Below are 25,908 nucleotides of genomic sequence, written 5' to 3'. Positions count from 1 at the left end.
CGGCAGGCAACTGCCGGATGGGCAAGTTGCCGTTTCGGGTTCCTGGATCCGCGCATCATGTGATGGCCAGGATGTGGCCGATGAACCGAGCCGCTAGCGAGGAGCAGGGACCGTGTCCATTGCACCGATCCGCGACTTCACCAGCCATCCCGGGCTGGAGCTCTCCCGCGATGAACGGAAGGTGGTCGAGGCGCTCGCCTCCCGCCTCACCAGGGTCGCGACCGGGCGGGTCGATGACTCCGCATGGCTTGACGAGGCACGTTCGGCGAGCTGCCGGCTGCCCGTGCGGCTGATGGAGACGCTACGCCACTACCGGCACGACGCGGGCCGTCAGGGGTTCCTGACGATAGCCAACCTGCCTGTCGGCGCCGAGAGTCTTCCCGCGACGCCGACCATGGCGGACTCGGTCGAGCGCCGTGCCACCGTCGCCTCCGCGACAGCCGTGATCCTCGCGCATCAGCTGGGCGAGGTGATCGCCTACCGCAGCGAGAAGAACGGGGCACTCGTCCACAACATCGTGCCCGTTCCGGCGCTGGCGAGCACACAGAGCAACGGGGGCTCGGTGCAGCTCCAGGTGCACACGGAGAATGCCTTCCATCCGAACCGTCCTGACTACGTGGGGCTGCTGTGCCTGCGCACCCCTGACCACGAACTGGTCTCCACCCGGGTCTGCTCGGTGCTCGACGCGCTGCCGTTCCTGACCGACGCCGATCGGACGCTGCTGCACGAGCCACGCTTCCGCACCGCGCCCCCTCCGTCCTTCCGGTCGGCCGCGCGGAGCGAGCCGCACGGCGTCCTGTCGGGGGACGCCGAGGATCCCGACCTGCGGGTCGACCTGGACACCACCACCGGACTGGACCGCTCAGCCGGGGCCGCGCTGGACCGGTTGCGGCAGGCCATCATGGACGTGTCCGCGGACCTCGTGCTGAGACCCGGTGACATGGCCATACTGGACAACCGGATCGTGGCCCACGGCCGGAGCGCCTACTCCCCTCGCTATGACGGCACCGACCGATGGCTGCACCGGGTCTTCGTTCACCTGGACATCCGCCGCAGCCGCAGCAGGCGTGCCGACAACGGCATGGTTCTGGACTAACGCATGCGGACAAGCGCATGGGGGAGCCGGGACGAGCTGCCCCACACCGTCATCGGACACGGCTCGGGCGTGGCCGGGCTGGTCGAGCAGCGTGCTGACATCCGGGCGGCGATGGCCGAGCACGGCTCGGTGCTGCTGCGCGACTTCGGCATCTCCGGCGTCGAAGACTTCGACCGCGTGGTCAAGGGCCTCTCGGGAGAGACGCTCAGGTACACGGAAAGGTCGTCGCCTCGGTCGCAGATCAAGGGCAACGTCTACACGTCGACCGAGTACCCGCCGGACGAGGAGATCTTCTTCCACAACGAGAACTCCTACCAGCAGCAGTGGCCCATGGTCCTGTACTTCTTCTGCGTGGAGCCACCGGCCAGGGGCGGGGCGACGCCGCTGGTCGACACTCGCGAGGTGCTGGCCCGGATCGCGCCGGAGGTGCGCGAGGAGTTCGGCCGGCGCGGATGGATGGCTGTGCGCAACTTCCGTGACGGGTTCGGTCTGGGCTGGCGAGAGGTCTTCGGCACGGAGGACCGCCAGGCCGTGGCGGCCTATTGCGCGGCCAACGGGATCGAGGCCACCTGGCTGAACGAGCACTGGTTGCGCACTCGTGCCGTCCGGCAGGCCGTGCACCCGCACCCGCGCTCGGGCGAGCCCGTCTGGTTCAACCATGCGACGTTCTTCCATGTCAGCACGCTTAGCCCGGACGTACGTGACGGCCTCCGGGCGATGTTCGCCGAGGAGGAGCTGCCCGGTCATGCCTTCTTCGGCGACGGCGGATCGATCCCCGATCCTGTCGTGGAGCATCTTCGGGACGCCTACCGAGCTGCGTCGACACGGTTCGACTACCGCAGGGGCGACATCCTGATGATCGACAACATGCTCGTCGCGCATGGCCGCGAGGCCTTCACGGGGCCTCGGCGCATCGCGGTGGCCATGGCGGAGCCGCACTCCGTGATGCCGGGGGGCGCGGCCATCGGCGCACCGGTTCGGTGAGGCCGGCGCAGTGGTCGTGCTCCACCGTCACCCCGCCCGTCACCCCGCCCGTCACCCCGCCCGTCACCCCGGCTGGAGCAAGGCTCTGAAGAGCCGTCGCGTGCCGGGATCGTAGTCCGCCACGAGACTGCGCCGGCCCGGCCGCCACGAGGCCGCCGCCGTCGCCCACACCGCGGCGCATCCCCGTTCACGGGTGATCTCGACGCTGCGCCGCCTCGCGGCGGGTCCCAGATGATCGGCGAGTTGCGCGCCCACGGTGACCGGCATCTCGTCCAGGGCGCCGTGCAGGACGCTCGCGGGATCGTCGGCCGGCACCTCGTCGAGGACGTCCAGCATGAGACCGTCCGATCCGACGTCGCCGGTGACCAGGAGCACCACGCGGTCCCGCTCCGCCCGGTTGCCGTCGGCATAGAGGCTGGCCGACTGGTCGAAGGCGAATACAGCGCCGCCCGTGAGTTCTCCCGCGGCGTACATGGCGTGCAGGACGCGCAGAGCTGTGAAGGGCGCGCCGACCCCCTGACCGGAGACGGAGAAGGCAACAGGGTCGCCCGGACACAGGTCGGCCACTCGGGACCCGGCGACCTCCGCGACCGTGATGTCAGGTTCCTGGTACGCGAGAATCGTCGCGCCCAGTGGCGGTAGCGGCCTGTCGAGGCTCTCCAGCAGGCCCTGCGCCATCTGGGAGAAGGTCAAGCCCGACGGATCAGGCGGCGCCGGCCTCATCCCGTGGGCCGCCACGAGGTCGTCGATCGTCCTGCGCTCGTCAGGCTGCAGCAGGGGACCCGCGCCGCCGGTGAAGGACCGCACGATCGGGCGGCCCACCGGCAACCCGCGCCCTGCCGAGCAGTTCGCGGTCATCGGCTATCCTGCCTCGCCACGCACGCCGGCCAGGCCGGCCGCGATGTAGGCGCTCAACGTGCCCACGGTCTGGAACACCGCCCGCGTCAGGTCGTCCGGATCGACGGGAAGGCCGAACGAGTCCTCCATCCTGATGAGCAGTTCGATGACTCCAGCGGAGTCCAGTCCCAGCTCGTCGAACAGTCGCATGTCGTCGCTGAGCTCAGGGAGCTCCGCCCCGAGGATGACGGACAACTCCGCGCGGAGGAAGCTCCGGATCTCAGCGGAATGGGCAACGGCAGGCACGATTCTCCTCGCAATACAGGTATGGAGTCTGTTCATTGATCAGACGTGAGGCGAAGCACTGCGGCGGTGAAGGTTCCGCCCTCACCGGCGGATGCCAGAACCACGGCGTCACCCGCCGTGACGACTCCGGCTGTCCGGGCGAATTCGAGATTGATGAAAGGGTCGGCGCTGTAGCAATGGCCTAGATTCGGAACGTTGTCCAGGTATATGCGGGAGATGGGGATCTCCAATGCCTTCGCGATCAACGTCCAGGAGTGGCGGTTGACGTTGTGCGGCAGGATCTGGGCGATCCCGCCGATGTCCAGCCCGGCCTTGCGGACAGCCGCGGTGATGACGTCGGCCAAGGTCGTCGTGTAGGCGTCGAGGTATTCACGGCGCACCGCCATGGGCATGTAACGCGCACGATAGAACCGGCCCATGGTCCGATGGGCGAATCCGATCACGGCGTCGCCCGGCCCCCCGAGTGCGGTCAGCACGCCGATCGCGGCATCGCCCAGCATCGACGTGCCCCGAAGTGGTCGTGCGGCCGGCGACGGCGCCTTGTCGCCCACCACCAACAGCGCCATGGTGCCGGCGGGCTCGGCGCGCAGGAGCAGGTCGCACAGCTTCAGCGCGTACAGGCCGGCCACGCAGCCCTGGTGGGAGACCGCGAACACGCGGGCGTCGGTCAGACCGAGCTTCTCGGGAAGCACGGCGAGGACGGGCATGCTGGGCGGCGCGATGTGCGGCATGGTGTGCGCGTGGATCAAATACCGCACCTTGGAGCCGTCACAGCCGTCGAGCGCCGCGCCGGCGGCGTCGAGCAGCATGGCCGTCATCGTGTGCCGATCGGCGACCGCGACCCGGTCCAGGCCGAGGAAGCGGGTCAGCAACCGCGCCTCGGTGGCCGGCCATTGCGCCGCCTCGGCCAGCTGGTGTACCGGCACTCGCTCTTCAGGGACGAAGAGCGCCACATTGCGCAAGGTCAGGAAGCTGGTGCAGTCGCCGTGGCCGTTGTCATCCGACACCGTGACACCACTCGAGGACCGCCATCGCGCTGAACATCTTGTTCTCCGCCTGGGTGAAGGCGATGCTGGCCGGCCCGTCCAGCACGCCGGCCGTCACCTCTTCGCCGCGATGCGCGGGCAGGTCGTGCATGAAGATCGATCCCGGCAGCTCGTCGACGAGCGCTTCGTCGACCTGGAAGGGAGCGAAGACGGCGCGCCAATTCGGGTCGGCCTTGGTGGTACCGGTCGTCTGCCACCGTGTGGTGTAGACGGCCTGAATGTCGGAGACCAGGTCCTTGAGATCATGGCGCTGCTGAATGAGGGTGCCGTTGGCCCGGCCCCGTGTCGCGACGGAATCCATGAGTTCGGCAGAGAGGCCGTAGCCGGGCGGTGTCCGTAGCTCCAGCCGGACGTCACGGAAGCGGCTCAGGGCCAGGGCCAGGGCGCTGGCGGTGTTGTTGCCCTCTCCCACGTAGAGGATCCGGAGCCCGTCCACGTCCCCGAAGTGCTGCGACAGGGTGGTCAGATCCGCCAGCGCCTGTGTCGGGTGCTCGTCCGCGCTCATGGCGTTGACGACCGCCATCCGCTTCTGGTGTGCCCAGGCGCGCATCTCGGCCGGATCGCCGGCCGTCCGTGCGACCAGCGCCGTGAGCATCCGCGACAGCACGCGACCGGTGTCCTCGCTCGACTCGCCGGTGTTGGTCTGCAGGTCCCGTGCGCCGTACGTGATCAGGCCCGCTCCCAGGCGCAGGGCGCCGGAGGAGAAGGCCGTACGGGTGCGGGTGGACGTCTTCGTGAAGTAGACACCCACCACGGCGTCGGCCAGTGTGTCACGCAGCCGATCACCGGAGGGTGTCTGGGCCAACGCCACCCCCCGGTCGACGATGTCGCGAATATCGGTATCGGCCAGATCGCGGAGAGTGATGAGATGTCGGATACTGCGGCTGCCCACCTTGCCACCTTTCTGATGGGACCGGACTCCGTCGGAGTGGCTACCAGCGTTCGGTCTCGGCGAAGAAATCAGGCACTGTGAGCGTCCGGCCCTTGTCCAGGCCGGCTCGTAGCACCTCCATGCTCAGCGCAAGGTCGAGAACCCCCAGGCCGAAGGGGGAGAAGATGCGTGGCTTGTCCTGACCGAAGGTGATCTCGTCCAGAAGCAGCCGGCCCATCGTCCCGTCGATGAACTTCCGATGGCCGAACAGTTGCTCCGCCAGGTGCGGAGAGGTCTGGGCAGTCAGACAATGCTCGATGTCGTCCAGGACGTTGTGCGAGGCTTCGATGAGTTCTGGCCCGATGTCCCGCAGAGACAGGTTGAGTACGACCTGGCCGGGTTCGAAGGCATCGTCGGCCACGATGTGGGGCGTACCGGCGTTGGTGGCCAGCACCACGATGTCCGCGCCCCGCGTCGCGTCGGCCAACGAGGCCGCCACCGCGCCAGGGAAGCCGAGCCCGTCGGCGAACCGGGTCGCGCTGGTGGCGGAGTCCCGGTCGGTGTCGAACACCGCCGTCTCCTTGATCTGCCAGCCCAGATCGTGGAGGAACTCCATGACCGTTCGCGATATGACGCCGGCGCCCACGACGGCGATCCTTCCTGCCGCGCGTGAACCGTGCAGCTTCTCGGCGGCCAGGACCGCTGAGGCGGCCGTACGGGCCGCACTGATCTGCGCGCCCTCCAAACAGGCGAACGGATATCCCGTCTCCGGGTCGTTGAGGATCAGCACCGCCGAGGCCCGCGGCACGTTGCGCGTGACGTTCTCGGGAAAGCTGGCGACCCATTTGATGCCGGCCACCGCTGGAGACCGCAGAGCGGCGGGCAACGCGATGATGCGGGCAGTGGGCCGCTCCGGGAACCGCAGGAAGTAACTCGGCGGATTGAGCGTCTCACCGCGGTGGTGGGCGAGGTAGGCGTCGCGGACGGTCTCCACCACCGCGGGCCGGGACTCCTCGATGAAGGACCGGATGTCGGGACCGCGCATCACATGGAAATCGAACATGTCAGCCTCTCACCGGGTCGAGGTCGATCGTCGGCAGGGCATCGTCGGACGTCATCAGCCGCTCGTCCACCCATGTGTCGTCATAGACGGTCTGGGCGTATCTGTCACCGAGGTCGGGCGCGATCCCGACCACCCGGGACCCGGGGGGCAGGTCCGGCGCCCGTTGTATGATCGCCGCGACTATCGATCCGGTGGACCCGCCCACGAAGATGCCGCGTTCACGGGCCAACCAGCGGCAGACGCGGACGGCCTCGCACTCGTCGACGAGCACGAGATCCTCGACCTCGTCCGGTCGCAGGATCTCGGGCCTGCTGCTGGTGCCGATCCCGGGGATGTGCCGCGCACCGGCCGGCCCGCCGAAGCTCACCGAGCCGACCGCGTCGACGGCGACGACCTTGGTGCCCGGCGAGGCGTGACGGAAATACCGTACGCAACCCATGAGCGTGCCGGCCGTGCCGGCGCCGACGAAGAGGTAGTCGAGCTCGGACAATTCGGCGTGAATGGCGGCGGCTGTGGTCTCCGCATGTGCGATCCAGTTCGCGGAATTCGCATACTGGTTCAGCCATACGATGCCCGGATCGGCCGCCATGAGCTCGTTGATGTATGCGATGCGGCTGCCCAGGTATCCGCCGTTGGCATCACGTCTGTCGATCTGCACGACGTCGGCGCCCAAAGCCTTCATGATGGCCAGGCTCTGTGCCGAGATATTCGGGTCGGTCACACAGAGAAATCGATAACTCCGCGCGGCGCACACCATGGCCAGCGCGATTCCGAGGCTGCCTGAGGAGGATTCCACCACTCGGCTCCCGGGACGCAGCAGCCCACGCGTCTCGGCATCGCGGATCATGCTAATGGCCGGCTTGATTTTGATGGAGCCGGTCGGGTTGAGGCCCTCCAGCTTCAGATATATGTCGACGTCCGGCACTACGTCGGTGACGCGCAGGAAGATATCGTCCATAACGATGTCATGGATCCGCTCATAGATCACGCTTCCCCCACTTGGCGCCGCGCTGTTCCATCGGCCGTCGACCTTCACCGCAGAGCGTAGGCAAATCGTTTCGCGGCCGAACAGGCAATTGAACGGCAGATTGCCCTCGTTCTGCGGTCCCGCGAAATTGCCCGTGGTCCTTCCTCGACCCGGCCGGATGCGGATGCCGTACTTGTTCCATGCCGCGCCGAGGGGATCACCACCTGCGCACGCCGGGAACCGGACGTGAGCTCAGCGCCGGGCAGGAGGCGTTGTGGTTCGTCCAGCAGCTCTATCCTGACTGTGCCGCCTACAACATGGGGACGGCCGTGGCGATCCACTCTCCCCTCGACGTGGAGAAGCTGGCGGGAGCCGCGGCGCTGACCGTGCGCAGCAATGACGTCCTGCGATCCGTGTTCCGCCTGGTCGATGGTGAGGTGAGGCGCCTGCCGGTCGATCCGGACGGCGACCTGCAGGCCGGATGGGACATCGTGGACGCCACGGACCTGGACGAGTCGTCCTTGCGCGACCGGCTCAGGGAATTGTCGCAGCGCCCTTTCCGGCTCGACCACGAGCTGCCCATCCGTTTCTGTCTCCTGCGCCGCCGACATGACCACGTCCTGCTGATCAACGCTCATCACATGGTCGTCGACGACGTCGGGCTGGTGGCGGTCGTTCGTCAGGCGCTCTCCCACTACGCCGGTGAGCCGGTGGACGAGGAGAGCGAGACCTACGACGACTTCGTCGCGCGGCAACGTGACTCTCTGACGACGCCGCGAGCCCGGGCGGCCGAGGCCTACTGGCGTGCCGAACTCGCTGATCTGACGGCGCCGGCGCCGTTCGACCGATGGCCGAGACCGGCTGATTACCGGTACGAGGGAGCCGAGCTCGCCCTCCATCTGCCGGATGGGCTGACGGCCGCGATCCGGTCGGCAGCGGCCGCCGAGAACGTCACCGCCTTCGTGTACCTCATGGCGGCCTTCCAGGTCATGATCCACCGTCTTACGGGGAAGACCGATATCCTAATCGGCTGTCCCGTCTCGCAGCGGTCCGCCCGCCGCTTCGCCGCCTCCGTCGGCTATTTCGTGAATGCCTTGCCCATGCGCTCCTCAGTAGGGCCCTCGGACACGTTCGAGGCGACGCTGCGGCGCACCGGCGACCGGTTCTGGCGGGGCATGGTGCACCGCGACTATCCGGCCGCGCTCATTCCCAGGCTCGTCGGCCACCGCCCCGACCGCAGGCTCCCCGGCATGGTGACGGTCATGTTCGGCGCGGACATGGGACGGCCGGCCGACCCCCTCTACGGCATGGTCGAGCCCGGCAGGAGGGGGGAATTCGCCGGGCTTGAGCTGTCCCATTTCGATTTCCCGGATCAGCTGGGTCAGTTCGATCTCAACGCCCTTGTCGTTCGGCAGGGCGGGACCCGGGTGCGATTCAAATACAACACGTCGGTGTTCACGTCCGAAGCCGCCGGCGATCTGGCGGACATGTATTACCAGATGTTGGAGAAAGCCGCTCGTGGCGCACGGCGCGAGCATCCCGTGTACGAGGGATAGAGGAAGCTCAGAGATGTCGGTTCCGGTCAGTGACGTGTCGAACAGATCCTTCCAGAGGTTGGCCGCGGCGGGCTGGCTGGAGGACGCCCAGTTGGCTGGCGTAGTCAAATTCACGCCGAAGTTCGAGCGGGTGGTCTCGTGGCTGCAGAGCCGGCTGACCCACCTCAGCCCGAACGGCCCGTCCGGACCGTTTCAATATCCACCGGTCATCGCCCGGGTGACCATCGAGCGGGCCAAATACGACGCGGCCTTCCCGCACTTGCTCGGCATGGTCCAACCGCACATCGGCGGCTCCGGAGAAAGCGACGCCGTGCTGATGCCCGCGGTCTGCTACGGCGTCTACCAGGAACTGGCCGACCGCGCCATCGACGACGCGCGCCAGTTCGACGTCAGCGGCTGGTGCTATCGGCACGAGAGCACGGCCGAGCTGGGCAGGTTCCGCTCGTTCCGGATGCGAGAGTTCGTCATCGTCTCGGACGACGACACCGCACAACGCTGGCGCGATGACTGGGTCACCCGTGGCCGTACGTTCTTCGCCCAGCTCGGGCTACCGGTCACCGTAAAACCGGCCAGCGACCCCTTCTTCGGCCCGGGCAGCCATTTCATGCGCTCCAGCCAACTCGAACAGAGCCTGAAGCACGAGTTCGTCGCCCACATGTCGGACGACGACCCAGGAACGGCGATCGGGTCGGCCAACAGCCACAAGGACCATCTGGGTGAACGCTTCTCGATCAGCTACCGGGACACGGGATGGGCGTACAGCTCGTGCGTCGCCTTCGGTCTCGACAGAATCGCGCTCGCCCTGATCCACCAGCACGGCAACGACCCTGCCGGTTGGCCGGAAGCCCTGTGAGATGCAGGTGATGAGTTCGCCGGCGACGCGGCGGAGGACCGCCCACGCCCTGGCCGCGGGTGTGAACGCCTCGTGACCGACTGTCGAGGCTTCGAGCGGTTTCGGGCCCATCTCGCCACGCAACGCCCCGTGACCCCGGTGCTGGTGCTGGACCTGCACGTGGTCGCGGAACGCCTGCACGAGTTCAACCAGAGCTTTCCCGGCGTGACGTGCTATTACGCCGTGAAGGCCAACCCGCACCCGGAAATAGTGCAGCTGCTCGTCCGCCTGGGCGCCTCCTTCGACGTGGCCAGCACCCCGGAAATAGACCTGTGCCTCGCCGCCGGAGCGGCGCCGGAAACACTCTCCTACGGCAACCCGGCGAAGAAGGCCCGGGACATCGCCTACGCCTACGCGCGCGGCGTGCGCCTGTTCGTCTTCGACTGCCCGCAGGAGTTGGAGAAGCTGGCGGAGCACGCCCCCGGCGCGCAGGTCGTCTGCCGCATCGCCGCCACTTCGGACGGGGCGTTGTGGCCGCTGGGCCGCAAGTTCGGCTGCCCACCCGAACAGGCGGCCGGCCTGCTGCGCCGTGCCCTGGAGTCCGGCCTGGACCCGGTGGGCGTCTGCTTCCACGTCGGCTCGCAGCAGCTCGACCCCACGAGATGGGAGGCGCCTGTATCGGCCGCCGCCCGGGTCCACGCCGAGTGCGGGCTGCCGCCGCGCCTGCTCAACATGGGCGGCGGCCTGCCCGCCCGGTACCAGGGGGAACAACCCCCGATGAGTGCGTACGGCGAAGCCGTTCTCGACTCGGTCGCCCGGCACTTCCCCGGCTTCTCCGGGCAGTTGGCGATGGAGCCCGGGCGTTGCCTGGTCGCCGACGCGGGCGTGCTGCGCACCGAGATCGTGCTGGTCTCGGACGAGCGCGATCGGAAGCGATGGATCTACCTGGACATCGGCCGATTCGGCGGGCTCGCCGAGACAGAGGGGGAGGCGATCCGCTACCGGATGGCCACCGCGCTCGACGGCGGCCCGGAGGGACCGGCTGTGCTGGCCGGACCCACCTGCGACAGCGCGGACATCCTCTTCGAGCACGAGCCGTACACGTTGCCCTTGGGACTGACCTCAGGGGACCACGTGGACATTCTCAGCGCCGGTGCCTATACGACGAGCTATGCGTCCGTCTGCTTCAACGGTTTCACCCCGCCCGCGGTGATCTGCCTGGACCGGGATGTCGCCGAATAAGATCTTGAGGGTTGTGAGGCGCTGCGGGTCATCCCTTCGGACCCGGCCCCCCGGGCGCGTCCTCGAACAACGAGCGCAGCTCGCCGGCGAGATAGGCCCGGCGCATCTCCGACCGCTCGATCTTGCCGCTCGTCGTCCGGCGGACGGCGCCACGGCGCAGCAGCACCACCGCGTCACAGCGCACGCCGAACTCGCGGACGACGACCTGGCGAATGCTCAGCGCCGTCGCAGCCAGTTCGGCCTGCAGCACGCGGCCCGCGACCTCATGCATCAGGACCAGCCGCTCGCCGCCCGACTCATCCGGAACCATGACGGCCGCCCCACATCCTTCCCGCAGCACGTCGTGGTGCAGCCGGACTTCCTGCTCCACGTCGTGCGGGTAGATGTTCCGGCCGCGGACGATGAGCATCTCCTTGATCCGGCCGGTGACGTACAGCTCGCCGTCCACCAGGGCGCCGAGATCGCCGGTGCGAAGGAAACCCTCGTCGGCGCCAAGGCGGGCACCGAACGTCCGCGCCGTCGACTCGTCGTCGTCCCAGTAGCCGGCCACGATTGAGCGCCCCCGTAGCCAGATCTCGCCGATCTCGCCGTCCGCCAGCTCAGTTCCGGAAGCGGGGGCGACGATCCGTACGTCGAGGTCCCGGGGCCGGCCGCAGCTCACCACTTCGCGAGAGGATGAGTCCGGCGTGACGGGGAGCATCCGGCCACCGGCGAGCGCGTCGCCGTCGCACCTGGTGACCACGGCAGGACGATCAGGTGAGGCCGACACGAAGACCGTGGCCTCGGCCATCCCGTAACACGGGACGACGGCCTCGGGCCGCAAACCGGCCCGCGCGAACCGTTGGGTGAACTCTCGCACCACGCGGGTGTCCACCGGCTCCGACCCGTTGGCCGCATGCTTCCACGACGTCAGGTCGAGTTCGTCGATCTCGTCCTCGGTCACCCGGCGGTTGCACAGGCGGTATCCGAAGTTCGGGGCCGCTGAGAAGGTGACGCCGAACGTGCTGATCAGCTTGAGCCACGCAGCGGGGCGGCGCAGGAAGGCCGTCGGATCCATGAGGACGGCGCTGCAACCGGCGAACAACGGGGGCACGATGATTCCGCCGAGGCCCATGTCGTGGTAGTTGGGAATCCATCCGCCGAGTCTGTCGGTGTGGCCCAGGCCGAAAGTCCGAAGGAGAGAGGTCGCGTTCGCCATGAAATTGCCATGGGTGACGACGCTTCCCTTCGGGTGCCCGGTCGAACCGGACGTGTACTGAAGAATGGCCACCGTATCGGGCGACGCCGCCGCCGGGTCAAAATAAGGGCGGTCGTGGTGTGACACCCCGTCATGCTCAAGAACCGTCGCCCCGACCTGGTGCGCGTCCGCCCATTCGCGTATCTCGCCGGCTGCCGGGGCAGCCGCCAGCACAATGGAGAAATCCGCGTCGCGGGCGATGCTGAGCACCCGCCGCCGCGAATGCGCGGACTGACCCGGTAGCGAAGAAGGAACGGCGATCATGTCCGCATACAAACAGCCGAGCAGTGCGGTGACGAATTCACCGCCGGCCGGATAGGTCAACAGCACCCGCGAGCCGGCGTCAGCCCGTTCCCGCAGGTGCGCCGCCACCGACTGCGCCTCGCGATGCAGCTCGGCATAGGTCCACCAGCGTACGGTCGACGGATCGAGCGGATTGCGGACCATGCCGATCGCGGGGCGCTCCGGATGATGGAGGGCGTGTGACCGTACTGCGGCGCACAGGGTCATCGAGCTCTCGCCAGTAGTCATGCCCAGATGACATCCGGGAGCGGGCGGGCAGTCCAGGCAGTACACGGGCAAATGCGCTGCCGCAAGAAGCCGGGAATTGCCGCCCCGGTACTACCGAGCTGCTTCTTGTCGCCGGTGCCCAACCGGTGGGCAATTTCGGCAGAGAAACTTCCGTTGACACCCGCCGTGAGGATATCCAGGATGAGCCGTGCGAGCAGTGGATCAACGACCTGAGGAATCCGAATGAACGATGAGGTCGACGCCATCGGTGCCTGGCTGGCAGAGCGGATCGCCGTGTATCTCGATTGTGAAACCGATGAGATCGGAACTGATGCGTCACTCGTGACCCTCGGCGTCGACTCGGTGTACGTCATGGGCATCACAGGCGAAATCCAGGACCGCTACGACATCGAACTCGACCCGTCGACGGTTTGGGACCATCCCACGGTGTCAGAACTCGCCAAGTATTTGCACGGTTGCTTGAAAGGCGGCGGGCGGTGACCGTCTCTGTGCCGATCGGCACGGCGACGTACGCGCCCGCCGCCGATCTGGAACGGCTGATCAGGCAGAGCGACGAATCACTGTCGGCGGAGATCCTGGTCGAGGCCGACGAGCGCGAGCGGTTCCCGCACGACGGGCTTGCCGTCATCCGGGACTGGGGGTTCGGCGACCTGCTCGTCCCGCGGCACATCGGTGGCCGACTCGACTCCTACGAGCAACTGTTCGCCGCGTTCCGGGCATTGGCCCGCCGGGATGCGAGGTTCGCCGTCTACTACGGAACCACGCTCCTGGCCGCCAACCCCGTGTGGCTCTGGGGTGACGGAACGCAGCAGCGATGGCTGGCAGCCGCCGTCCGCGACGGCGCTTGCGGCACGTTCGCGATGTCAGAGGCCGATCACGGCAGCGACCTGATCAACTGTGGGGTTCGGGCGCGTCGCGACGGTGATCGCTTCGTCGTCGACGGGTCGAAGTGGTTGGTCGGCAACGGCAACCGCGGCACTTTCCTCACCCTCTACGCCCGCACCGGCACCCAGGCGTTCTCGCTTCTGCTGTTGGACAAAGAGAAGCTGCCGGAAGGCAGGTGGCGGCCGCTCGACCGCGTCCCGACCCTGGGTCTCCGGGGCCATGACCTGTCCGGGATCGAGTTCTCCGCCTGTCCCGTGCCGGAGCAGACCCTCCTCGGCAAGGAAGGATCCGGCGCGGCGAAAGTCCTCAAGACCCTCCAGCTCACCCGTACCCTCATCGGTGGATTCGCGATGGGCGGTCTCGACACCGCCCTCCGCATCGCCCTGCGATACGCGCAAGGCCGCGAACTCTACGGGGCGCCGATCACGAAGATTCCGGTGGTCGGCGGCGTGCTCGTCGACGCCTACCTTGATCTGCTGATCGGGGAATGCACGGCCGTCCCCGTCACGAGAGCAATCTCGGCCGCTCCGGGCCGCGTGAGTCTCTGGTCGTCCGTGGTGAAGTATTTGGTACCTGCGATCTGCGAAGAGGCTGTGGCGGGCCTGGCCACTGTGCTGAGTGCGAGGCGCTACCTGAGGACGGAGTTCGCGTACCGGCACTTCCAGAAGATCGAGCGTGACCTGGTCATCGCCGGCATCTTCGAGGGCACGAGCCATGTGAACCTGGCTTCGATCGCCGCGCAGCTGCCCCACGTGAACGATGGGCGAGGCCGGGATCACGCTCGTGACGACGGCCTGCTGGCGCACCTGTTCGCGCTGGGGACCGAACCTCGCACGTGGCAACCGTCAGGGGCGGCCATGCGCCTGACCAACGGGACCGACGACGAGATCACCACAGGCTGGCCTCGCCATCGCGCACGTGCTCTGGAGCTCATGGCAGCGCTCGACGCGACTCTCTCCGCCGAGCTGGCGGCGGTCCTCGATCGACTCGACCGAATTCGGGCCAGGCTGCTGCGAGATGTCCAGGCACTCGCCGTCCAGCACTCCCGCCGGCCCGGCGCGCACGCCTTCACCGTCGCCCGGACACATGCGCTGCTCCACGCGGCCGGGTCAGTGCTGCTCACGTGGATACACGCCCGGGACACCTTGTCCCCGCAGTTCCGCGACGGCGAATGGGTCGTGCTCTGCCTGGATCGGATCGTCCGCCGCCTGCGTACCGACCTCGCGCGCAACGAACGCCTCATGCCGGTGGCGTTCGACCTGATGTGCCGGCAGGCGGAGGCGGGCGAGCTCTTCTCGCTGATGCCGATGGCGATCGCCGAATAGGACCTGTGGCATTCGACGCGCCCGCGCTCAGAAGGCGAGGTCTCCCACCCGCACCGACACGACTTGCACGCGGCCCCGAACACCATTCGAGTCAAGGAGATGAGCATGATCGACGAATCCGTTGCCAGCCTTGCGACGGCGCAGGAAAGGCACCACGTCGATGAAGCGGACCTGAGGACGGCGCGCGAGACCCTCGCCAGGTTCGGCTACGCGAAAGTGTCGTTTCTGGTTCCGCAGAGCATCAAGGTCGAAGTGGGCAGAGAGGTCGTCGAGCTGTCCTCCAGCGCGGGTGTGCGCAGGGACCTCGCGTTCAGGGAGACGGACGGCTCGCCGCGACGCATGCGGAACGTCCGGCACAAAGAGATCACGGAACACGGCACGGTCATTCCTGAGGTCTACGAGTTGACGTCCTTGCGCGCTCTCTTGAGCCAGGTGGCGGGGGAGGACGTCCTGCTGTGCCCTTACGAGCCCGAGCGGTACGTCATCACGACTCTGGAGAAGGCGGGCGACACCCACGGATGGCATTGGGACGACTACGCCTTCGCGCTGGTCTGGGTGATCGAGTGTCCGCCGGTCGACGCCGGTGGATATGTCCAGTGTGTGCCCGGCACGTCCTGGAACAAGGAGAACCCGCAGATCAACAGGACCTTGATCGCCAACCCGATCTACTCGATCGGCCTGAACCCCGGTGACCTCTACATGATGCGGACGGACACCACCCTTCATCGCGTCCATCCCATCGATTCCGGTCGCCGGACCATCATCAACATGGGCTACGCCTCGCAGGCCGATCTGGACAAGGTCATGACTCACGAAACGATGGACGCTCTTTGGAGCTGACAGGCAGGTCACCCGACCGCCAACGGCGGTTCCCGTCTTGACAGACCGGCCATGTCAGCACGATGTTTCGGTCCGCGGTCTGTCAGGTCGGGGAGTTGCTTCGGGCTTCTCGAAGCAGGGAACCGGCCGGCTGGTACTCCGGCTGCTGGATGTGCATGGCCCGCTTCGGTGGTCAGACGAAGCCTTCGGCGACGAGGCGGGGGCCGTGTTCGTCGATGATGTGGCGCCGGCCCGATCCGCCGACGACGCGGCACCAGCTTTCCACGGTCAGCTGGGTTCGCTCCAGTCGGTAGCTGAAGCCGCCGTACATGCCGGGGACGGCGAACCAGCAGGCCGGGTGCCGTTGCTCGGTCAGGGGCTCCAGTTCGGGAAGGCGTAGCTGGTGCTCGGTGACCAGGTCGTCGGCACGTTCGTGGATCAGTGCGTGGAAGTGGCGCTGGATCGACCTCAGGGTTTCGGCCGGCAGGTGGTGGTGGATGACCGGGGTGAGTGGTGCCAGGAGGGCGTGGTGTCCCCGGCGGGTGGCGATGTCGATCGCCCGCTCTCCTTGAGCCGTACGGAGCGTGCGCCAGGCGCCGCGGGCGATCAGCCGGTGCACGACGCTGACGTCGGCGCCGTGCCAGGCGGCCTGGTGGAGTGGGGCGTAGCCGCTGGCGCCGCCGACTCTGCCGCCGTTGACCCACTCGGGATGCTCTTCGAGCAGCTCGGAGACTGTGGACCAGGCGCCGTCACGTGCGGCGTCGGCCAGTTCGTCGCGTCCCGCGATCAGATGGTCCTGGTAGCTCGATCGCAGAGTGACGCCGTCCCACCTCGAAGCCTTGTCCTGTTCCATGCAGTCCCTGCCCGCTCGGTCACGGAGACACACCAAGGTACGTCACGACGCGTTTAGGCTGGAGCTGCTTATGAGGAGGTGGCCGGGGTGACGCTGACCGAGGTGATGGCCGAGTTGGCCGCGCTGGAGGATCCCAAGGCGCGTGAGGTGAACGAGAGACACGGTGACGATCACGGTGTGAACCTCGGCAAGCTGCGCGCGCTCGCCAAGCGGTTGAAGACGCAGCAGGAGCTCGCGTGCGCGCTCTGGGAGACGGGTGACACCGCGGCGAGACTGCTGGCGATGTTGATCTGCCGTCCGAAGGCGTTCGGACGTGACGAGCTGGACGCGATGGTGCGCCAGGCGCGTAGGCCCAAGGTGCACGACTGGCTCGTGAGCTACGTGGTGAAGAAGAGCCCGTACGCCGAAGAGCTGCGTGTGGCCTGGTCGGCTGATCCGGATCCGGTGGTCGCGAGTGCCGGGTGGGCGTTGACCGTCGAGCGCGTGGCGAAGAAGCCCGAGGGGCTCGACCTGGTGGGGCTGCTCGACGTCATCGAGGCGGAGATGAAGGACGCCCCCGATCGCCTGCAGTGGGAGATGAACAACTGCCTGGCCCACATCGGGATCGAGCACGCCGAGCACCGCGCCCGCGCGGTCGACATCGGGGAGCGCCTGGAGGTGCTCAAGGATTATCCGACGTCCCCGGGGTGCACGTCGCCGTTCGCGCCGGTGTGGATCGCGGAGATGGTGCGCCGGGAACAGGGCACCACGGTGGCTCCTCGGGCGAAGGGCTGACCTTCGGGTTCAGAGCGGCTGAGCACCGTACGGCCGAGGGGTTGGTGACCGGCCGCGGACGGGAGCGCCTGCAGGCGGAGCGCGCCGCGATCGTGATCGGCTGCGAGATCTGGATGAGGATGGGCGATGCGGAGTTCCTGGTTGCGACGGCCGCCGCTCGTGATCACGTAGCCGGTACTCGGGTGGGGTGCCGGTGAGGGACGGTCATGGGGCCATGCGAGGCGCCATCTGGCCAGGGGGCAGTGCCGGCGCAGGGGAGGAGTCGGGGCGGCCCGTTTCTGTGAAGGTGGCGGTGAGAGGCGGGTGGTCCTCGGTCTGGGGGAGGAAGTGCGGCGTCTCGGTGTGGGACGTGACTGCGGGGGCCGGCGGCATCAGGACTGTCAGCATGCTCGCCATGGACCTCGATGGCTTCTGGGAACTGATCGAGCGGTCCGGCCGGGTGGCCGAGACCAAGGACGCGCGGCTCGCGTGGGTGGTGGCGGAGCTTTCCCGGCGTTCCGTGGAAGAGGTGGTCGACTATTGCTGTTTGTGGGAGGGCGTTCAGGGACGGGGTTGCACCATCGATCTGTACGCCGCCCATTGGTTCGTGTTCGGCAGTGGTTCGCTGGACGGGTTCGAGTATTTCGTGAGCTGGCTCGTCAGCCTGCGGCGGGAGACGTTCGAGAAGGTCACCGACTGTCCTGATCTGCTGATCGACGTGCCTCAGGTGTTACGTTTCCTGACTCTCAGAACGGCTTACTACGGCTCGGTCGGGCCTTGGTCGGCAGATATGCAGCGCCGTCTTGAGGAGGAGTGGCCGGAATTCGAATCCATCGCCTTTGTCGCGCACAAAGCCTACGAGAAGTTCGGTCACCTTTCCGACCCTGCCCGTCGACCGGGGGAATTGTCGCCGGTGGAAGCCGTATTACGGAGTCCGATCGGGGTCGGGTTTCTGACGGCTCCAGATCTGCCTGGCCCGGGGGAGATCCCTGATCGTGCCGCCTTCCGGGATCATGCCCCACAGGAAAGGGATCAGATAGGCGGGCGGACCGTCCAGGAGTTCGGTCAGTTCGTCCTCGGTGATGGGGAGGGTGAATGCGGGGCCGGGACGCGAGGGGGCCCAGCCCTGTTCGAGGGCGCGACGGACGCATCCGGCGACGAGCGGCGGACGGATCGCGATAGTCCGTGCTCCCTTCCAGTTGTCCGGCCGGGCACAGGGGAGTGACACGAGGAGAACGCGGCCGGGATTCTCGTCCCGTTCGACGACGAAGGTGAGCGGGCTCAAGGAATCGCCACGAGAGGCGGGTTTGTGGCTGACGCGCCAGCGGAAAACGGCGCCGTCGACCGTGATGAGCCGTGAGCCCTTCTTGGGCATCGACATGGGCGCCTCCGGGTGCCGCTTTCACAATCGTAGGACCGTCGTCAGCGTAGTCGGCAGGTGTGGACCGGCGCGGGGTCTCCGACCGGTCCTTGGGGCATTCGCCGTCCCGTGCGGTTGCGGGGGCGGGCGGGGCCGGGCGCGGGGTCAGCCGCTGGTGTCCTCCGAGGGGGTCTCGGGCTTCTGGGAGTTCAGCCAGGTGTGGGCGGCCGAGGTGCCGGTGATCCAGAGTGCCGCGAAGCCGCCGGAAGCCGTCGCGCCCGCCATGATGGCGCCGGCGACCGTGCTGCCGTTCCCGGTGGCGAGCAGGCCGGCGACGACACCGACGAGCAGCGCGAGCAGGACGCCGCTGACCGCCGACCAGATGAGGGTTGCCTTGCTCATTCGTGTCCCCTTGCCGTACGGGCTTGATTCATGACGAAGGAGTACCAGCGGGGCTCGGGGGCGCGTCCGGGCAATTGATCATTCCGGCCGTGATCGCGCTTGCCTCGGACGTATTCGGACGGCCTCGGATGGATTCGGCCGAGAGGGGTTGAAGGGGCGGATGTGTGTGTTGCGCCTGGCACCCCGACAAGACCGACTTATGGCACTATGGCTACTTATCTCAGCGCGATGAGATGTGGCGACCGTCTGTCTTCTCGTACGCCACTTCCACTCTTAAACCGGACAATGGTGTCCGAACCGGGGCGGCTCATGAAGGATGTCGATCGAGGCGAAGATCACCTTGCTGTGCTTGTGACGCGTCTGAACAGGTTGCGTAAAATTGAATGCGGAAATCCCTCGCTGAAACGGATTGAAAAAGTCGCACTCGCCCTTTTGGCAGAAGACCCCGAACGAAACAGATGGCGCCGGCCGTTGCCCACGTCCACCGTGTCCGACCTGCTGAACGGCAGGTCCCAGAAAGTGCCGGACTTCATGCTCACGCGGACCATCGTCGAGGTGTGCCAGGTGATCGCGGTGAAGTCCGGCATGCCCGTCGAGTCCCTGGAGGAGCTGACCAGAGAGTTCAGCGCCCTGTGGCAGGCGGCCAAGGAGGGGGAGGGGCAGGCGGTACGGCGCGGGGACAGGTCGCCGGCCGCCGATCGGACCGGCGGGGACGTCCTGGAGCCTGTACCCGGTGAGCAGTCGTCCTGGCGGCCGTCGCCCACGGATCTGCGGGTTCCCCTGCATTGGGGGCGTCTGGGGATGTTCCGGTTGCGGTCGGCGGAGAGGGGTGACGCCAGGGCCGCGCACGAGCTGGCCGTCCTCCTGGCCTGTGAGGCTTGCGGTGCGGGTGGGAAGGAGGCCGAGCACTGGCGGCGGCTCGCCACGTACTGGAACCATCGGGCGCTCGGCGCGGTGCCGGAGGCGGCGGGCTTCCAGCTGCGCGGGCGTCGGCTGGTGGTGATGGCCAGGGCTCTGGCCGAGAAGTACGCCGAGGCGGGCAAGCCCAGCTCGACGTACTTCTGGAAGGCCGTCCGGCAGGCGGAGACGTCCGTGCGGCCCGTGGAGGCGGAGGCGTCCGTGCGGACGGCGGGGGAGCGGCAGGAGGCGGAGGTCGGCTGACCGTGGTGTGACGGTCTGTCGCGGTTCGCGGATACGGGCCGCGCGCCGTGGCGTGCCGTGCTCCGCGTCCAGTTCGGATGACCTTCACTGGCAGTTCACGTGTTTGTCAGACAGCGGCGATTCGTCCCGATAACGTCAGTTTCGAGTTGATCGCTAACCGAAGACAGGTAGTGCACCATGCGTAAGACGCTGGCCCTCGCAGTGGCCGCCACCGCCACCCTCACCCTCCTCGCCGCCCCCGCCGCCGCCACCAGACCCGCGGATCTCCCGGCCGACATCGACGGCGGCGCCTGGACCGAGGGTCACGTCCAGGGCATCGCCATCGACCAGCGCAAGGGGTACATGTACTTCTCCTTCACCAACGTCCTGGTCAAGACCGACCTCAAGGGCAACCCGGTCGGCTCGGTGACCGGCTTCACGGGCCACCTCGGCGACCTCGACCTCAACGCCAAGGACGGCCGCGTGTACGGCTCCCTGGAGTACAAGGAGCAGGAGTCGTTCTACATCGCCATCTTCGACGTCGACCGCATCACCAGCATGGGCATGGACGCCCAGACCAGCGACATCGTGAGCACGGTCTACCTCAAGGAGGTCGTCGCCGACTACACCGCCGACATGAACGGCGACGGCAGGTTCGACGGCAACGTGGGCAACACCCCCGACCACCGCTACGGCTGCAGCGGCATCGACGGCGTGGCGTTCGGCCCCGAGTTCGGCAAGGAGCACGGCAAGCAGAAGCTCACCGTCGCGTACGGCATCTACTCCAACACCACCCGCCAGGACAACGACCACCAGGTCCTCCTGCAGTACGACGTCCAGCAGTGGCGCAAGTACGAGCGCCCGCTCACCGAGACCGCCCCGCACAAGAGCGGCCCCGAGCGGGTGGACGGCAAGTTCTTCGCCTACACCGGCAACACCACTTACGGCGTGCAGAACCTGGAGTACGACGAGCACACCCGCAACTGGATGCTGGCCGTCTACAAGGGCGTCAAGCCGCAGTTCCCCAACTACTCCTTCTTCATGGTGCGCGCCGCCGACCGCCCGGTGACCGGCGAGCTCGCCGGGCAGCCCGCCCCCGAGCAGGGCAGGATCCTGCCCCTCGCCCCCGGCGGCCTCCAGGACCAGGCCACCGGCGTGCGCGGCTGGCAGTTCAACGGCGAGTACGGCCTGGCCTCCCTGGACGACGGCCGCTACTACGTCGCGAAGGCGGGCAAGGTCACCGAGGGCGGCGTCACCAAGAACACCGGCCACGCCCAGCTCCACCGCTGGACCGGCAGCACCCCGACCCCCTTCGAGCCGGTGAGCTAGACCGGAGGCGCCTACTGGGCCAGGACGCGTACGTTCCCGTACGTGCTGCGGGCGAGGATGGTCCTCGGGCTGGACTTCGTGCTCTTGATGTCGGAGTGCTCGGAGCCGTCCTCGCTCTTGACCGTGACCTGGTAGGAGTCCTTCGGCACGCGGACGGTCACGCCGCCCTCGCGGGACTTCAGGTCCAGGTTCGCGGGCGGCGTGGCGAAGGCGAGGGAGATCGAGCCGTCCAGGGTGCGCCCGCGCACGCTGGGCGACCGCAGGCCCTCGCCCTCGATCATGCCGGAGTCGCTCAGCAGGCGCAGCTTGCCCGAGGTGTCCTTGACCTCGATGCGGTCTCCGCTGGAGACGTCGACGTCCTGGGTGAGGCCGTTCAGGATGACGCCGTCGGAGGAGTCGATCGTCAGCCGCACCCCGGCCGGGACCTTCACGTGGTAGCGGGCGCCGCAGTCGCCGACGATGAGCGTGCAGTCGGCGCTGAGGCGCAGCACGCCGTCCCGCAGCGACCAGGAGGAGCTGGTGGCGGCCTTGCCGCGCGCCCAGCGCTGTACCTCGACGGCCGGGCTGGTGCCGGGCAGCACCCGCAGCCCGCCCAGCGAGGACGCGATCTTCAGTTCGGCCCCCGTGAACGGGAACGTCTGGACGGCCGGCACCTCTTCGCTGTCGAAGCGCACGCCACAGCCGGTGACCGCCAGGATTGCCACGATTACCACCAAAAGCCTCATGGAACCGATCGTGGCGAAGCGGCGGCGGAGGCCCATCGGCCGTTCGACCGATGGGCCTCCGCCATTCGGCCATTGGGACTACAGCGCCGACAGCAGGGCGCTCACGTGCGGCAGGGGGTCGCGGCCCAGCGGGCGGACGACCACCGTGTGCGCCCCCGCCGCCCACATGCTCCTGACCTGCTCCGCCGCCTGCTCGGGGGTCCCGGCCGCCATGACGACGTCCTGCGGCGGCACGCCCAGGTAGGCCGCCTGGTCCCGGACGACCGGATGGGTGAGCCGGTCCGCCTCGACGCCGGTGTGCAGGAAGGTGAAGACGCCCAGCTCGTGGTCGTCGCCGCCGGCGATCCGCGCGGCGATGCCGGGAAGCTGCTCGGGGCCGACGCCCTCCGGCACGATCGTGCCCTGCGCGACGCGGCCCGACAGCGCCAGCGACCGTGGACCCTTCACACCCGCCAGGACGGGCGGCGGCACCGCCGGCGGGTGCACCAGCGACACGCCGTCGAGGTGCACCGCCCTGCCGTGCAGGGTGACCGTCTCGCCGCGCAGCAGGGCGCGTACGGCCGTGATCGTCTCCTCCAGCAGGGCGAGCGGCGACGGCACGGCGGCGCCCGCCTGGCGCATCCACTCCTGCACGCCGTGCCCGATGCCCGCGGCCAGCCGGCCCGGATGCATCCGGGCCAGGTTGCCGATCTCCATCGCCAGCAGCATCGGGTTGCGCAGGGGCGCGGGGGTGATGCCGATGCCGACCCGGAGCCGGGACGTGACGGCCAGCGCGGTGGCCGCCGCGGAGACGCCGCCGGTCCAGCCCAGGTCCTCCACCACCCACAGGTCGTCGACGGCGGTCTCGTCGAGCGCCCTGGCGAACGGGATCAGTTCCTCGGGCGGCAGGTCCCGGTCGAACATCACGCCAAGTCTCACGAAGCCCTCCAGTAATAGCGGAACAACCGGCCGACCTCCGAGTATCCGGCACGCAGGAAGGCGTTCGCGGTAGGCGTGTTGCCCACGTCGGTCCCGGCGGTGATCCGCTGGAGCCCGGCCTCGGCCAGCGTGCGCGTGCCGTGGGCGAGCAGGTCGTGGACGTAGCCGTGGCCGCGGTGCTCGGGCACCACGCCGATGTAGGCGATGGAGCGGTCGTCGGGCGCGACCAGGCCGACGGGGGAGTCGCCGAGGTGGCCGACGACGAACCAGTCGGGCTTGGCCTTGCGGTTGACCAGGTCTTCGTACATCCAGCGGGCCTCCTGCGCGGCGCCCACGGTGGCCAGCTCGATCTGCGTGTCGTGGTCGAGCGAGCCCTCGGAGATGCGCATGAGCAGGGCGAGCACCTCGTCGGGGCGCATCTCGCAGGCCGGCCGGTACGTCAGCCTGCCCGGCTCCTCCGGCAGGTCGGTGCCGGCCGCCCATTCGAGCGTCAGCCGCTCGACCTCCATGACGAACCCGGCCGCGGTCAGCGCCTCGTGCTCCACCGCCCGGTCCACGACGGGGGTCAGGCCGGGCGCGAGCGAGATGTCGTACATGATCTTGTCCAGCCCGGCCGCGCGCAGGCCGTGGCGCAGCAGCGCGGCGGCCGCCGCGGGGTCGGGGCCGGGCTCGAACTGCCAGACGATCACCGGGTCCGCGCCCGCGAAGGGGGCCCAGAACGCCAGGCGCGCCCGCCCTTCCGCGAAAGACCACTCCGGCCGGGTCCTGCCCTCGTCGAAGGCCGCGGCGAGCTGGGAGCGGGCAGGCTCGGGGAACTCATCGAACAACGTGGAAGCCTCCGGACGTGAGGGGGCTCTCCCCGTGAGCCTACGAATCGGCGGCTCCGGGAAGGTGTGCCCTGGATGACATCACGTCCATGATCCCTGCGGCGAGCGGGTCAGGCGGCCGGGTCGAGGGCGGCACGGGCCTCGCCGAGCGAGGCGCTGGTCTCGAAGTGCCGGTCGAGATTGGTGATCGTCAGGAGGTGACGGATCATGCCGGGCCCGAGGACGAGGATCATCCGTCCGCGCAGGTCCTGGATGTGGCTGAGCGTCGCCACCAGGACGCCGAGCCCCACCGAGTCGCAGAAGGGCACCTCGGTCAGATCCATCACCAGATTGAGCGGATCGGCCGCCGCCAGCGCCTGATCGAGCTCGGCGCGAAGCCGAGGAGCGCCCGCCACGTCGAGATCGCCGACGACGTGCAGGACGGTACAGGGGTCCTCCCGCCATGACTTGACCACCATGGCAGTCACGTGCCCGCGCTTTACCTAGTTATGCCTATTTCTTGCAGATGTTCTCCATGGCGGTCTTGGTCGTCGGGGTGGCGCTCGGCTTGCTCGTCGGAGCGTCCGGCTGCTTGAGCTTCTTGATCTTCGGCTGGTCGCTGCCGGCGATCACCTCGACGCCCTCGACGTCGGCCTGCCGCAGCTCCGCGCCCGGGATGACGGACGCCACCAGGCGGGCGGCCGCCTCCTGGCCGGCGGCGTAACGCACGAGGGTCTGCTTGTGGTCCTTCTTGTCCGTGTTGCCGGGCACGCCGGGCACCTTGAACCCGGAGGCCACCAGCGCCGACTTGGTACGCGCCCCGAGCCCCGTGATGAGCGTGCCGTTCATGACCTTGACCGTGACGCTCTCCGGCGGCACCACCGTCTTGACCGGCGCCGGCGTGGCCGACTTGGTCGGCAGGGGCTTGGCGAGGTCCTGGTCGGCGTCGATGCGGCGGAACATGTCGCGGGCCGCCGGACGGTCCCACAACACCGCGGACTCGCCGGTCGGGGCCTTGAAGTCGACGTTCGCGAGCGGCACGTCGGCGAACCGGACGTCCTCCAGCGAGACGTCGCGGAGCTGGGAGGCCAGCCCGATCAGCCCGTCGTCGGGATCGACCTTGACCGTGCTCAGCGTGGAGTTGACGAACGCGGCGAGCTTGGCCGGGTTGGCCAGCGTGTCGGCGCTGAGCGCGCGGTTGAGCAGCGCGGAGATGACCTGCTGCTGCCGGTCGATGCGGTCGAGGTCGGAACGGGCGGTGGCGCGGGTGCGGGCGTAGCCGAGCGCCTGGGCGCCCTGGAGCTGGTGGGTGCCGGCGGGCAGGTTGAGGCCCGTCTTGGGGTCGGTGATCGGGATGGGCGTGCAGACGGTGACCCCGCCGAGCGAGTCGACCACGTCGATGAACCCGAGGATGTTCACCTCGATGTAGCGGTTGATCTCCAGCCCGGTCGCGGCCTTGACGGTCTGCATGGTGAGCTTCGGCCCGCCGAACTGGTAAGCCGAATTGATCTTGTGATCGCCCTTGCCGGGGATCGTCGTCCAGGTGTCGCGCGGCAGGCTCACCACGGTGACGCGCTGGTGGTCCTCCGACAGGTGGATGACCATCATCGTGTCGGTGCGCTGGCCGGACTCGCGGCCCAGCTTGAGCTGGTTCTGCTGCTGCCGGGTCAGGTCGTCGCGCTTGTCGATGCCGACCAGCAGGATGTTCTCGGCCCCCTGGGACTTGGGGGCGGTCACGCCCGCGTCGACCGTGCCGATCTGGCGCGGGGTCGCCCACACCACGCCGGTGGTGACCAGGATGCCCGTGGACAGCACGCCCGCGACGATCACGTTGCGGCGGCGGGCCTTGGCACTCCTGACGGGCCTGCGGGGACGGGTGGCAGGGGTCAGCCTGACGCCGCCGTAGGCGTCGCCGCCCACCAGCACGCCGCCGTCCTCCTCGCCCGGTTCGCGCATGCCCTCCTCCTCGTGTCCGCCGGGGACACCGGGGCTTTCGATTGCCCTTCTCCCCTGGTCGTACAGTAG

General features: G+C 68.2%; 26 protein-coding genes. 12 read left to right on the top strand and 14 right to left on the bottom strand.

Annotated features, from left to right (window positions below; genetic code table 11):
- The first annotated feature begins 112 nt into the window (after positions 1 to 112).
- Positions 113 to 1,096 carry a TauD/TfdA family dioxygenase gene (locus ACIHAD_RS03255; protein ID WP_397352689.1) on the top strand — a complete coding sequence of 328 codons (984 nt, stop codon included), beginning with the start codon at positions 113 to 115 and terminating at the stop codon, positions 1,094 to 1,096.
- 3 nt (positions 1,097 to 1,099) lie between these two features.
- Positions 1,100 to 2,080 carry a TauD/TfdA family dioxygenase gene (locus ACIHAD_RS03250; RefSeq protein ID WP_397352688.1) on the top strand — a complete coding sequence of 327 codons (981 nt, stop codon included), beginning with the start codon at positions 1,100 to 1,102 and terminating at the stop codon, positions 2,078 to 2,080.
- A 63-nt stretch (positions 2,081 to 2,143) separates the two neighbouring features.
- On the opposite strand, the gene ACIHAD_RS03245 is transcribed toward ACIHAD_RS03250, so the two are convergent.
- From ACIHAD_RS03245 to sbnA, 6 genes are read right to left on the bottom strand one after another with little or no spacing between them, the layout of a single operon-like run.
- Positions 2,144 to 2,938, bottom strand: coding sequence for a hypothetical protein (locus tag ACIHAD_RS03245; protein WP_397352687.1), 795 nt, complete (start codon positions 2,936 to 2,938; stop codon positions 2,144 to 2,146).
- A 3-nt stretch (positions 2,939 to 2,941) separates the two neighbouring features.
- Complete coding sequence (locus ACIHAD_RS03240) at positions 2,942 to 3,223, bottom strand: acyl carrier protein (protein WP_397352685.1); 282 nt, start codon at positions 3,221 to 3,223, stop codon at positions 2,942 to 2,944.
- Between the two features lie 32 nt (positions 3,224 to 3,255).
- Entirely contained in the window at positions 3,256 to 4,230 is a 975-nt protein-coding gene (locus tag ACIHAD_RS03235; RefSeq protein ID WP_397352684.1) for a 3-oxoacyl-[acyl-carrier-protein] synthase III C-terminal domain-containing protein, read from the bottom strand.
- Positions 4,220 to 5,161, bottom strand: a complete 942-nt coding sequence (locus ACIHAD_RS03230; RefSeq protein ID WP_397352683.1) for an ornithine carbamoyltransferase — start codon at positions 5,159 to 5,161, stop codon at positions 4,220 to 4,222. Before ACIHAD_RS03230 ends, ACIHAD_RS03235 begins: the two co-directional genes overlap by 11 nt.
- A 40-nt stretch (positions 5,162 to 5,201) precedes the next feature.
- Positions 5,202 to 6,203, bottom strand: coding sequence for a 2,3-diaminopropionate biosynthesis protein SbnB (sbnB, locus tag ACIHAD_RS03225; RefSeq protein WP_397352682.1), 1,002 nt, complete (start codon positions 6,201 to 6,203; stop codon positions 5,202 to 5,204).
- 1 nt (position 6,204) lies between these two features.
- Positions 6,205 to 7,191 (bottom strand): 2,3-diaminopropionate biosynthesis protein SbnA, encoded by a 987-nt coding sequence (gene sbnA / locus ACIHAD_RS03220; protein WP_397352681.1) that lies wholly within the window; start codon positions 7,189 to 7,191, stop codon positions 6,205 to 6,207.
- 179 nt (positions 7,192 to 7,370) lie between these two features.
- Here sbnA and ACIHAD_RS03215 point away from each other — a divergent pair, with 179 nt between their 5' ends.
- The 3 genes from ACIHAD_RS03215 to ACIHAD_RS03205 all read left to right on the top strand — a co-directional run bounded on the left by ACIHAD_RS03215 (position 7,371) and on the right by ACIHAD_RS03205 (position 10,800).
- Positions 7,371 to 8,726, top strand: coding sequence for a condensation domain-containing protein (locus ACIHAD_RS03215; protein ID WP_397352680.1), 1,356 nt, complete (start codon positions 7,371 to 7,373; stop codon positions 8,724 to 8,726).
- 13 nt (positions 8,727 to 8,739) lie between these two features.
- Positions 8,740 to 9,579 carry a hypothetical protein gene (locus ACIHAD_RS03210; RefSeq protein ID WP_397352679.1) on the top strand — a complete coding sequence of 280 codons (840 nt, stop codon included), beginning with the start codon at positions 8,740 to 8,742 and terminating at the stop codon, positions 9,577 to 9,579.
- Positions 9,580 to 9,708: 129 nt separating this feature from the next.
- Positions 9,709 to 10,800 (top strand): type III PLP-dependent enzyme, encoded by a 1,092-nt coding sequence (locus tag ACIHAD_RS03205; RefSeq protein ID WP_397352678.1) that lies wholly within the window; start codon positions 9,709 to 9,711, stop codon positions 10,798 to 10,800.
- A gap of 28 nt (positions 10,801 to 10,828) precedes the next feature.
- Here ACIHAD_RS03205 and ACIHAD_RS03200 read toward each other — a convergent pair whose 3' ends face one another.
- Positions 10,829 to 12,568, bottom strand: coding sequence for a fatty acyl-AMP ligase (locus ACIHAD_RS03200; RefSeq protein ID WP_397352677.1), 1,740 nt, complete (start codon positions 12,566 to 12,568; stop codon positions 10,829 to 10,831).
- Between the two features lie 222 nt (positions 12,569 to 12,790).
- Here ACIHAD_RS03200 and ACIHAD_RS03195 point away from each other — a divergent pair, with 222 nt between their 5' ends.
- The 3 genes from ACIHAD_RS03195 (at position 12,791) to ACIHAD_RS03185 (ending at position 15,618) form a co-directional block, all read left to right on the top strand.
- A complete protein-coding gene (locus tag ACIHAD_RS03195) occupies positions 12,791 to 13,048 on the top strand; it encodes an acyl carrier protein (RefSeq protein WP_397352676.1) in 258 nt (85 codons plus the stop codon).
- Complete coding sequence (locus tag ACIHAD_RS03190; RefSeq protein ID WP_397352675.1) at positions 13,045 to 14,778, top strand: acyl-CoA dehydrogenase family protein; 1,734 nt, start codon at positions 13,045 to 13,047, stop codon at positions 14,776 to 14,778. Before ACIHAD_RS03195 ends, ACIHAD_RS03190 begins: the two co-directional genes overlap by 4 nt.
- Before the next feature lie 105 nt (positions 14,779 to 14,883).
- Positions 14,884 to 15,618 (top strand): hypothetical protein, encoded by a 735-nt coding sequence (locus ACIHAD_RS03185; RefSeq protein ID WP_397352674.1) that lies wholly within the window; start codon positions 14,884 to 14,886, stop codon positions 15,616 to 15,618.
- A gap of 172 nt (positions 15,619 to 15,790) precedes the next feature.
- Here ACIHAD_RS03185 and ACIHAD_RS03180 read toward each other — a convergent pair whose 3' ends face one another.
- Positions 15,791 to 16,450: a hypothetical protein gene (locus ACIHAD_RS03180; protein ID WP_397352673.1), complete on the bottom strand. Its 660-nt coding sequence runs from the start codon at positions 16,448 to 16,450 to the stop codon at positions 15,791 to 15,793.
- A 105-nt stretch (positions 16,451 to 16,555) separates the two neighbouring features.
- Between ACIHAD_RS03180 and ACIHAD_RS03175 the strand changes: the two genes are divergently transcribed.
- Both ACIHAD_RS03175 and ACIHAD_RS03170 read left to right on the top strand, forming a co-directional pair.
- Positions 16,556 to 17,224: a DNA alkylation repair protein gene (locus ACIHAD_RS03175; protein ID WP_397353033.1), complete on the top strand. Its 669-nt coding sequence runs from the start codon at positions 16,556 to 16,558 to the stop codon at positions 17,222 to 17,224.
- A gap of 385 nt (positions 17,225 to 17,609) precedes the next feature.
- A complete protein-coding gene (locus tag ACIHAD_RS03170; protein ID WP_397352672.1) occupies positions 17,610 to 18,428 on the top strand; it encodes a DUF4240 domain-containing protein in 819 nt (272 codons plus the stop codon).
- A gap of 300 nt (positions 18,429 to 18,728) precedes the next feature.
- Here the strand turns inward: ACIHAD_RS03170 and ACIHAD_RS03165 are convergent, their stop codons facing one another.
- A complete protein-coding gene (locus ACIHAD_RS03165; RefSeq protein ID WP_397352671.1) occupies positions 18,729 to 18,965 on the bottom strand; it encodes a hypothetical protein in 237 nt (78 codons plus the stop codon).
- Positions 18,966 to 19,436: 471 nt separating this feature from the next.
- Here ACIHAD_RS03165 and ACIHAD_RS03160 point away from each other — a divergent pair, with 471 nt between their 5' ends.
- Positions 19,437 to 20,126 (top strand): hypothetical protein, encoded by a 690-nt coding sequence (locus tag ACIHAD_RS03160; RefSeq protein ID WP_397352670.1) that lies wholly within the window; start codon positions 19,437 to 19,439, stop codon positions 20,124 to 20,126.
- A 177-nt stretch (positions 20,127 to 20,303) separates the two neighbouring features.
- Complete coding sequence (locus ACIHAD_RS03155; RefSeq protein ID WP_397352669.1) at positions 20,304 to 21,434, top strand: hypothetical protein; 1,131 nt, start codon at positions 20,304 to 20,306, stop codon at positions 21,432 to 21,434.
- 11 nt (positions 21,435 to 21,445) lie between these two features.
- On the opposite strand, the gene ACIHAD_RS03150 is transcribed toward ACIHAD_RS03155, so the two are convergent.
- The 5 genes from ACIHAD_RS03150 to ACIHAD_RS03130 form a co-directional block, all read right to left on the bottom strand.
- Entirely contained in the window at positions 21,446 to 22,138 is a 693-nt protein-coding gene (locus ACIHAD_RS03150; protein ID WP_397352668.1) for a DUF4097 family beta strand repeat-containing protein, read from the bottom strand.
- Positions 22,139 to 22,237: 99 nt separating this feature from the next.
- Complete coding sequence (locus ACIHAD_RS03145; protein ID WP_397352667.1) at positions 22,238 to 23,077, bottom strand: LLM class flavin-dependent oxidoreductase; 840 nt, start codon at positions 23,075 to 23,077, stop codon at positions 22,238 to 22,240.
- Positions 23,074 to 23,904 (bottom strand): GNAT family N-acetyltransferase, encoded by an 831-nt coding sequence (locus ACIHAD_RS03140; RefSeq protein WP_397352666.1) that lies wholly within the window; start codon positions 23,902 to 23,904, stop codon positions 23,074 to 23,076. The genes ACIHAD_RS03145 and ACIHAD_RS03140 overlap by 4 nt, the downstream gene beginning before the upstream one ends.
- Positions 23,905 to 24,014: 110 nt before the next feature.
- Positions 24,015 to 24,362, bottom strand: coding sequence for an STAS domain-containing protein (locus ACIHAD_RS03135; protein WP_397353032.1), 348 nt, complete (start codon positions 24,360 to 24,362; stop codon positions 24,015 to 24,017).
- Between the two features lie 34 nt (positions 24,363 to 24,396).
- Positions 24,397 to 25,839, bottom strand: coding sequence for an LCP family protein (locus ACIHAD_RS03130; RefSeq protein ID WP_397352665.1), 1,443 nt, complete (start codon positions 25,837 to 25,839; stop codon positions 24,397 to 24,399).
- Positions 25,840 to 25,908 lie beyond the last annotated feature (69 nt).

The organism is Nonomuraea sp. NPDC052265, assembly GCF_044547985.1.
Taxonomy (GTDB): domain Bacteria; phylum Actinomycetota; class Actinomycetes; order Streptosporangiales; family Streptosporangiaceae; genus Nonomuraea.
This window is presented reverse-complemented; position numbering and strand designations above follow the sequence as displayed.

What these genes read in the sequence shown, in the direction of transcription:
- ACIHAD_RS03170 (WP_397352672.1), top strand. Translation starts at nt 17,610, where the DNA reads ATGCTCGCCATGGACCTCGATGGCTTCTGGGAACTGATCGAGCGGTCC.
- ACIHAD_RS03215 (WP_397352680.1), top strand. Translation starts at nt 7,371, where the DNA reads ATGCCGCGCCGAGGGGATCACCACCTGCGCACGCCGGGAACCGGACGT.
- ACIHAD_RS03155 (WP_397352669.1), top strand. Translation starts at nt 20,304, where the DNA reads ATGCGTAAGACGCTGGCCCTCGCAGTGGCCGCCACCGCCACCCTCACC.
- ACIHAD_RS03195 (WP_397352676.1), top strand. Translation starts at nt 12,791, where the DNA reads ATGAACGATGAGGTCGACGCCATCGGTGCCTGGCTGGCAGAGCGGATC.
- ACIHAD_RS03185 (WP_397352674.1), top strand. Translation starts at nt 14,884, where the DNA reads ATGATCGACGAATCCGTTGCCAGCCTTGCGACGGCGCAGGAAAGGCAC.
- ACIHAD_RS03180 (WP_397352673.1), bottom strand. Translation starts at nt 16,450, where the DNA reads ATGGAACAGGACAAGGCTTCGAGGTGGGACGGCGTCACTCTGCGATCG.
- ACIHAD_RS03130 (WP_397352665.1), bottom strand. Translation starts at nt 25,839, where the DNA reads ATGCGCGAACCGGGCGAGGAGGACGGCGGCGTGCTGGTGGGCGGCGAC.
- ACIHAD_RS03200 (WP_397352677.1), bottom strand. Translation starts at nt 12,568, where the DNA reads ATGACTACTGGCGAGAGCTCGATGACCCTGTGCGCCGCAGTACGGTCA.
- ACIHAD_RS03210 (WP_397352679.1), top strand. Translation starts at nt 8,740, where the DNA reads ATGTCGGTTCCGGTCAGTGACGTGTCGAACAGATCCTTCCAGAGGTTG.
- ACIHAD_RS03175 (WP_397353033.1), top strand. Translation starts at nt 16,556, where the DNA reads ATGGCCGAGTTGGCCGCGCTGGAGGATCCCAAGGCGCGTGAGGTGAAC.
- ACIHAD_RS03165 (WP_397352671.1), bottom strand. Translation starts at nt 18,965, where the DNA reads ATGAGCAAGGCAACCCTCATCTGGTCGGCGGTCAGCGGCGTCCTGCTC.
- ACIHAD_RS03135 (WP_397353032.1), bottom strand. Translation starts at nt 24,362, where the DNA reads ATGGTGGTCAAGTCATGGCGGGAGGACCCCTGTACCGTCCTGCACGTC.
- ACIHAD_RS03245 (WP_397352687.1), bottom strand. Translation starts at nt 2,938, where the DNA reads ATGACCGCGAACTGCTCGGCAGGGCGCGGGTTGCCGGTGGGCCGCCCG.
- sbnB (WP_397352682.1), bottom strand. Translation starts at nt 6,203, where the DNA reads ATGTTCGATTTCCATGTGATGCGCGGTCCCGACATCCGGTCCTTCATC.
- ACIHAD_RS03250 (WP_397352688.1), top strand. Translation starts at nt 1,100, where the DNA reads ATGCGGACAAGCGCATGGGGGAGCCGGGACGAGCTGCCCCACACCGTC.